Consider the following 7,880-nt stretch of genomic DNA (forward strand, 5'->3'; position numbering starts at 1 on the left):
GCCCTGCCCCCAAGGAGCGACGATGCACCTGCAGACCGCACACCCGAGCACCGGCGTCCCCGCCTCGATACCGTGGCGATCTCGAGTGTAACGGCCTTGATCGATGTGATCTGGGAAAATAAACACCCCCTAAAGCGTAAGAATTGCACCTTAGGGGCAAAATGATGCACATGTCGTCATTCAGCGAAGTCCTCGATCAGCTCCGTGAGAACCAGCCCCAGGGCAAGTACGGGCTCGCGTTTGAGAAGTTGATGGTCAACTTCTTCAAAACCGATCCCGTACTCTCTGCGCAGTTCGACGAGGTTCAGCGCTGGGATAAGTGGCGCTATAACGGTGGCAAAGCCGATACAGGCATTGACCTGGTCGCACGCCGTAAGGACGACGGTAAATGGGTGGCAATCCAGGCCAAGTTCTACAAGCCGACCACGAGCATCCAAAAGCAGCACATCGATTCGTTCTTCGAAGCCTCCGGTCGCTCGTTTGAGACTGAGTCGAGCGTCGAACACTTCGTTCACCGCTACATCATTTCGACGACTGATAAGTGGTCGAAAAATGCGGAGGACACTCTGGAAAACCAGCAGATTCCCACCAGCCGTATCGGCTTCAATCAGATCGCAGAATCACCGGTGAACTGGGATGTCGTGTTCCCTGGATCTGAGATGCAGGTTCGTCTCACCCGACGCGAAACATTCGAGCCGCGTCCGCACCAGCAGCAGGCGATCGAAAACGTTATGGCCGGGTTCAATACGCACGACCGAGGCAAGCTCATCATGGCCTGCGGAACCGGAAAGACGTTCACAGCCCTCCGCTTAGCTGAACAAGTTGCAAAGGATAAGGGGGGGGGGAGGGCTCGCGTCCTCTTCCTCGTTCTTCCATCGCACTGCTCGCACAAACACTTCGCGAGTGGACTGCGCAGGCACGTCTAGATCTGAAGAGCTTCGCGGTTTGCTCCGATAACAAAGCCAGCCGCCAGGCCGAGGACATCGCTTCGTACGACCTCGAGGTTCCTGTCTCCACTGATGGTGACGACATCGCTTCCCTTTTCTCGCAAGGTAAGCGCGCCAGTGGTCTGCACGTCGTCTTTTCCACCTACCAGTCCTTACCCGCAGTGCATGATGCTCAGGCGAAAGGGCTGGACGATTTCGACCTCGTTATCTGCGACGAGGCCCACCGCACCACCGGTGTCACACTCGCTGGCGCGGATGAATCCAACTTCGTTCGTATCCACGATGCCGACTACATCAAGGCTGCTCGTCGCTTATACATGACAGCGACGCCACGGCTTTTCGACGACTCCGTCAAAACCAAAGCCGAAGAACACTCAGCCGAACTAGCGTCCATGGACGACGAGGCCATCTACGGTCCAGAGTTTCACCGACTCGGATTTGGTGAAGCGGTGGATAAGGGCCTACTCACCGACTACCGCGTCTTGGTGATGACCGTGGACGAGGATGTCGCTGCCGAAGCATTGGCTCGACACACGCAGGAAGGCATGAACCTCACCACCGCGTCAGCGATGATCGGTGCGTGGAACGCACTCGCAAAACGTTCCGGCAAATTGCAAGGCGAGAAGGGCGGGTTCGAAGAAAACGCCGCACCGATGCAACGCACCGTGGCGTTTGCGAAGGACATTAAGACTTCGAAGCTCATTGCGGAGACCTACCCCGGACTCATCGCAAGCCACCAACAAACGCTTCGTGAGCATGCTGCGACCAACGATGTTTCTCTTCACAACGTGGACTTGTCCGTAGCGGTACAGCATGTCGACGGCAGCATGAACGCGATGGAACGTGGCAACAAGATCGCGTGGCTCGAGGCATCCATGGAACCGGACGAAACTCGCATCCTTACCAACGCGCGATGCCTCTCTGAGGGCGTTGACGTGCCTGGTTTGGACTCGGTGATCTTCTTCAACCCACGCAATTCCATGGTCGACGTAGTTCAGTCTGTCGGCCGTGTGATGCGTAAGTCCGAAGGCAAGGACTACGGCTACATCATCCTCCCCGTCGCGGTTCCTCCTGGGAAGTCGCCATCCGAAGCACTGAACGACAACGTTCGTTTCAAGGTGGTCTGGCAGATTCTCAACGCGCTGCGTGCTCATGATGACCGCTTTAACGCCAAGGTGAACTCGATTGGTTTGAACGGCGACAAGCCTGATGAGCTTCCGATCGATGTCACTCATGTCGAAGTCGAAAAAGCAAAAGCAGAGCTGGATAAGAACGACTCGACCCCTGGGTACGAAACTTCAGAGCTCACCTCCGAGCAGGTCGCACTGTTCTCCCTAGAGAAGTGGCAGGAGGCGATCTACACCAAACTCGTGGACAAGGTCGGCACCCGAACCTACTGGGAAGACTGGGCCGACGATGTCGCGGTAATCGCTGAAAACCAAATCACCCGTATTCACAAGCTGCTGGAACACGCGAGCCCGAAGTTGCAGCGCGAGTTCGATCGCTTCGTCGATGGCCTGCGCGGCAATCTCAACGACTCGATCTCCGAGAACGAGGCGATCAGCATGCTCTCCCAGCACCTGATTACCGCCCCGGTATTTGACGCGCTGTTCAGCGATCACGATTTCGCCGCCCATAATCCGGTCTCCCAGGTCATGCAGCGCATGGTTGACGCCCTCGACGATAGTGACCTGGATGCTGAGACTGATTCGCTTGAGAAGTTCTATGCCTCGGTGCGGGTGCGCGCCTCTGAAGTCACAAGTGCTTCCGGTAAGCAGCAGGTGATCAAGGAGCTCTACGAGCGTTTCTTCCAAAAGGCATTCAAGCGCGACGCCGAAAAACTGGGCATTGTGTACACCCCAGTCGAGATCGTGGACTTTATCCTGCGCGCTGCCAATGACGTGTCGGAGAAGCACTTCGGCCGCGGGCTTACGGACGAGAGCGTGCACATCCTGGATCCGTTTACGGGCACCGGCACCTTTATGGTTCGACTGTTGCAGTCCGGGTTGATCGACCCGAAGGACCTGGCCCGAAAGTACGCCAACGAGTTGCACGCCACTGAGATCATGCTACTGGCGTATTACGTGGCTGCGGTGAATATCGAGACGACGTTTAACGCGTTGCAGGCCGAGGCCGCGCAGCGCGAGGGCCTGCCCGAGCCGGAGTATGTGCCGTTTGAGGGCATTGCGCTTGCCGATACCTTCCAGATCCACGAGGACGGCGACATCCTGGATCTGACGGTGTTCAAGAACAACAACGAGCGCATCGTCCGGCAGAAGGAAGCACCGATCAACGTGATCGTGGGCAATCCGCCGTACTCGGTAGGTCAGACAAGCGCTAATGACAACAACGCGAACCTGAAGTACCCGACGCTGGACGCAAGGATCCGTGAAACCTACGGGGCTAAATCGACAGCTACTTCACAACGAACTCTTTACGATGCTTACTTGCGCGCGTTCCGATGGGCAACCGACCGGATTGGCAACCAGGGAGTTGTTGCATTTGTCTCTAACGGCGGTTGGGTGGACGCCAACACTGGTGATGGAGTACGGCTTTCGCTAGCCGAAGATTTTAGCGACGTGTATTTGTTCAATTTGAGGGGCAACCAGCGCACCGCTGGCGAGCAATCCCGCAAAGAGGGCGGCAAGGTGTTTGGTTCCGGTTCTCGAGCGTCCGTATCAATCTTGATCGGAATCAAGGACCCGAATAAAGCTGGGTTCGATCTGCACTACCGAGATATTGGAGACTACCTATCTGCAAAGGAAAAGCTCGCGATTGTCGATACTTCGACAATTGAGAATGTTGAATGGCAACCAGTTGTGCCGAACCAGCACGGGGACTGGCTGAATCAGCGCAGCGACGAGTTCGCCACCTGGCCGGTGATCGGCGAAAAGAAGACAAACGGTCTGAGATTTTTTGAAGCCCATTCCCTAGGACTCGGCACGAACCGCGATGCTTGGGCATACAACTATTCGTTTACTGGACTTTGTGAAAACATGCAGTTGACCATTCACCGTTACAACGAAGCTTTGAACGAATTCAGCTCTTTTGAAGGAGATGCCCAAGCTTTCTTGGAGGCTTTCCCCGAACATAGCGATGCTAGAAAGATCAAGTGGTCTTCAAGTTTGGTGCCCCAGCTCGGACGCTACAAAGAAACGAAATTTGAGCGAGACGGACTCAGAAGTTCACTTTATCGGCCGTTCAGTAAACAGCATGTCTATTTTGACCCCATGTGGAACCATCGTCAGGCGCAATTGCCAACGATGTTTCCTACGCTTCAGCACAACAACATCGGATTTGTCATCACCAGTCCCGGCGAGACTGTGTCACTCTCCGCTCTGGCGATGAATGTCCTTCCTGATCTGCACACGATCGCATCTTCCCAGTTCTTCCCCCGTTTCACCTGGGAGCCCGTGGACGCTGAAGATGGTGGGCTGTTCGGCGAAGGGGCGTCGATAAGCGAAGGCGAGTCCTCGATGTATGGACAGGTCGGAGAGGTCGTTGCGGGTTATGTGCGCAAGGACAACATCACCGACGAGATCAAGGCGCTCTACCGGGGCGCGCTGGGCGGGGATGTCTCTGGGGACGACATTTTCCACTTCGTGTACGGCAAGCTGCACGACCCGAACTATCGGGAGGCGTACGCGGCGGATTTGAAGAAGATGCTGCCGCACATTGAAACGCCGGGTTCGCGTGAAGAGTTCGACAAGTTGGCGCGTTCCGGCAAGGAACTGATGGACCTGCACGTCGGGTACGAGGATGTGCAGCCGTACCCGCTGGATATCGCGGTCAAGGGCGACGAGTCCGACCCGGAGACCTGGCGTGTGTTGAAGATGAAGTGGGCACGTAAGAAGGACCCAGAGACCGACAAGAACGTCAACGACGTGACCAAGTTGATTTACAACAAGCGGGTCACCATCGCGGGTATCCCGGCTGAGGCTGATGAGTACATGCTGGGGTCGCGTTCCGCGTTGGCGTGGCTGATTGATCGCTACCAGGTGAAGAAGGACAAGGCGTCTGGGATTGTCAACGACCCGAACGATTGGGCCGATGAGGTTGGCAACCCGCGCTACATCGTGGATCTGATTGGCAAGGTGACCCGGGTTGCGGTGGAGACGGTACGGATCGTGGAGGGGCTGCGAGAATAACGCCGTTCGGTTCATTGCCAGTTGAGGCTCGAGAGCGTGGCTTCATCGCGGATGATCGAAAAGCGGTGCGGTGGCCCCTCAGCCGCCAGGTTGACCTTGAACACCTCACCGAAGATCCGGGCCATAGCGGACGTGTCATCCACCTCGACCTCAACTCATCAACCGCACCCTCAAGTCTGCATGCGTCTTTAGCGTCTTTAGACGCTTTCCTGGCGTCATCACCAATCTTCAAACCGAAAGAGGAGTCAGCCATGAGAGGCGTATTCCCCACTTGAGCCATGTAGCTTTTAGGCTACACTTGGGCGTGTGGAGATCATTTCCAGCAGCTTGTTTGACGCCTGGTTAGGTGAGCTAAAAGACAAACATGCTCAGCGACGCATTTTGTATGCAATAGCCCGATGCGAAGCACACGGAAGAATGATTGGAGACATCAAACCCGTTGGCGAGAAGGTTAGCGAGATGAGATTTCATTTCGGGCCCGGCTATCGGGTGTACTACACCCGACTAGGCGCAATAACGGTTTTCCTGCTGGCCGGAGGAGATAAATCCAGCCAGGATAAAGATATTCGAACCGCTCAAAAGCTCGCACAACAGGTAAGGGAGGAACAGTCGTGAAGGAAGTAACATTTTCAGCGTTCGATGCAAGCAAATATCTCGATAGCCAAGAAGCAGTGAACGATTACCTGGCTATCGCACTCGAAGACGGCGATACGAAAACCGTTCAGGTGGTTTTGCGTGACATTGCAAGGGCACACGGCATGAGCCAGCTCGCTAAAGAGACTCAACTCAACCGTGAATCCCTCTACAAGTCACTATCAAAAGACGGTAACCCGTCCTTTGCGGCTATCACGAAAATCATGAAAGCCCTGGGACTCAAAATAACTCTCGCTACACAAAATGCCTAGATACCTACTGGAATCACATCACCAATAAACCAAACGTGCCTCTGCTCAGCCCGTCCGGCCTCTATCCGCCGATCAGTGGTGGATCGCGGAGCCTGCGACCAGGCCCGTTGAATACGATCCGGGAAACGCTCGGCGGAGGGATCAGCAACGGTGGTGCGTGTGGTCTTGCGCCGGAGTACACCCGCGATTCCAAGGATATTCATGAGGCGTTGCACCTGGTCACGGCCGATGTTCCAGCCTGCCCGGTGGGCGGCTTTCCATAGTTTTCGTCGCCCGTAGACCCGCCGATTGGCCTGCCACAGCTCAAAGAGCCGGTGCGCGGTGTAAGCCTCATCCAGCTCGGCAGGGGTGGGCCCGAAACCACGGGCCTGGAAGCGGTAGAACGTTGCTGGTGTCGATTTGGGGTAGTTGGTACCGCGAGTCCGCGTAGTTGGTACCGGTGTTCCGCGTACCCGGTACTGCGAGGGGGTTTCTTTCATAGTTGATGTTGGCGGCACCGTACTTCGATGGTGCCGCGGTCTGGGGTGTCATGATTCCGGTGGACGGTGAAACCCACCGATCTGGAAGGACTGAATCATGCCGCGTAAGTATTCGGATCAGTTTCGTCAGCAGTGCATTGATGAGGTGTTGATGTTCGGCAAGACTCGTGGTGCCGTGGCCCAGGAGTACGGGGTGTCGTCCTCGTCGTTGGGACGCTGGGTGGCCAAAGCCGAAGGCACCTTGGGCACTGGTTCCGGCAGCCACATGCGCGCTGCTGATGCCGCGTCGCAGGACCCGGCAGAGATGGCAAAGCGGATCAAAGAGCTCGAGCGTGAAAACGAGTTTTTAAAAAAAGCGGCCGCCTTCTTCGCCACGGAGCACACCACGAGGACCTCTTCGCGGTAATTGCCCACTTCCACGAAGAAGGCAACCCCTGCCCCCGCTACCCAGTGTCAATGATGTGTCGTGTGTTGGAAGTATCTAGCTCCGGCTATTACGCCTGGTGCAAGCGTAGAGATACTCCGCCGGCCGGTGGCACACCGCGGGCGAAACGCGCGGCGATTACCGATCTGGTTATCGAGATCTTCAACGAGCACAACGGTTTTGCCGGGGCGCGCACTATCTACCGGCAGCTTCAGGCCCAAAACGTTGCAACCACGCTGTATACGGTGCGAAAGATCATGGCTGACAACACGCTGCACACCAAGTACCGTCGCGCGTTTAAACGCACCACGATCCAAGACCCGCAGGCGAGCGCACGAGCTGATCTGCTTCGGCGCCGTTTCTACCCCGCGATGCCGACAACCTATCTGTGCGGCGACATCACCTACCTGCGCACCGCGCAGGGATGGATGTATCTGGCCGTCGTGATCGATCTGAGCACACGGATGGTTGTCGGGTGGCAGATCGCAGACCGGATGAGTGCGCAACTTGTCGTCGACGCGCTGACCATGGCGCACGCGGCCGGTTTCGTCGCGGGCAACGCGGTGTTTCACTCCGACCGCGGCTCGCAATACACCTCGAAGCAGTTCGCGCAAACAGCCAAGAAACTCGATGTGCGTTTAAGCACCGGCGCGGTCGGTGTGTGCTGGGACAACGCGGTTGCGGAGTCGATGTTTTCCACGTTGAAGCTGCATCTGCTGTACGAAAAGAAGCAGTTCGCGTCGAAGTTCGACGCCCGCTACGAAGTCGGACACTGGATCGAGGCGTACTACAACCGCCGCCGCATCCACTCCACCACCGGGCTGATCCCCGCCGAAGCAATGCGCCAATTCAAAACCCGCTGCGCCGACACACACGCCGCCGCAGCCTAACCCCCACAACCAAACACAACGGGTTTACCCGTCCACAAAATTTGACACAGCCCAGGCAATGTGGAAAACGCTGTCGGGTTCATCCGC

The 7,880-nt window shown here is 56.6% G+C and carries 4 protein-coding genes and 3 pseudogenes; 5 read left to right on the forward strand and 2 right to left on the reverse strand.

What is annotated here, in order from left to right:
- Positions 1-170 precede the first annotated feature (170 nt).
- A pseudogene (locus tag HMPREF2736_RS06820) lies at positions 171-5,095 on the forward strand (DEAD/DEAH box helicase).
- A gap of 11 nt (positions 5,096-5,106) precedes the next feature.
- On the opposite strand, the gene HMPREF2736_RS12780 reads toward HMPREF2736_RS06820, so the two are convergent.
- The gene (locus HMPREF2736_RS12780; RefSeq protein WP_256366010.1) at positions 5,107-5,238 is read right to left on the reverse strand and encodes a hypothetical protein; all 132 of its coding nucleotides are present in this window, start codon (positions 5,236-5,238) and stop codon (positions 5,107-5,109) included.
- Positions 5,239-5,401: 163 nt separating this feature from the next.
- On the opposite strand from HMPREF2736_RS12780, the gene HMPREF2736_RS06825 reads away from it, so the two are divergent.
- The gene (locus HMPREF2736_RS06825) at positions 5,402-5,710 is read left to right on the forward strand and encodes a type II toxin-antitoxin system RelE/ParE family toxin (protein WP_070482101.1); all 309 of its coding nucleotides are present in this window, start codon (positions 5,402-5,404) and stop codon (positions 5,708-5,710) included.
- On the forward strand, positions 5,707-6,000 hold the full coding sequence (locus tag HMPREF2736_RS06830) for an addiction module antidote protein (protein WP_070362126.1): 294 nt from the start codon (positions 5,707-5,709) through the stop codon (positions 5,998-6,000). The genes HMPREF2736_RS06825 and HMPREF2736_RS06830 overlap by 4 nt, the downstream gene beginning before the upstream one ends.
- A gap of 104 nt (positions 6,001-6,104) precedes the next feature.
- On the opposite strand, the pseudogene HMPREF2736_RS12670 reads toward HMPREF2736_RS06830, so the two are convergent.
- Positions 6,105-6,479, reverse strand: a pseudogene (locus HMPREF2736_RS12670) (IS3 family transposase); the annotation flags it as partial.
- Positions 6,480-6,630: 151 nt separating this feature from the next.
- Between HMPREF2736_RS12670 and HMPREF2736_RS06835 the strand changes: the two are divergent.
- Positions 6,631-6,885 (forward strand): transposase, encoded by a 255-nt coding sequence (locus tag HMPREF2736_RS06835; RefSeq protein WP_244268753.1) that lies wholly within the window; start codon positions 6,631-6,633, stop codon positions 6,883-6,885.
- A pseudogene (locus tag HMPREF2736_RS06840) lies at positions 6,879-7,793 on the forward strand (IS3 family transposase); the annotation flags it as partial. The gene HMPREF2736_RS06835 and the pseudogene HMPREF2736_RS06840, both read left to right, overlap by 7 nt.
- Between the last annotated feature and the right edge of the window lie 87 nt (positions 7,794-7,880).

This window comes from Corynebacterium sp. HMSC036E10 (assembly GCF_001836265.1).
GTDB lineage: Bacteria > Actinomycetota > Actinomycetes > Mycobacteriales > Mycobacteriaceae > Corynebacterium > Corynebacterium coyleae.

Bases quoted from the DNA above. Each gene is read 5' to 3' on its own strand.
- HMPREF2736_RS06835 (WP_244268753.1), top strand. From the start codon at position 6,631: ATGTTCGGCAAGACTCGTGGTGCCGTGGCCCAGGAGTACGGGGTGTCG.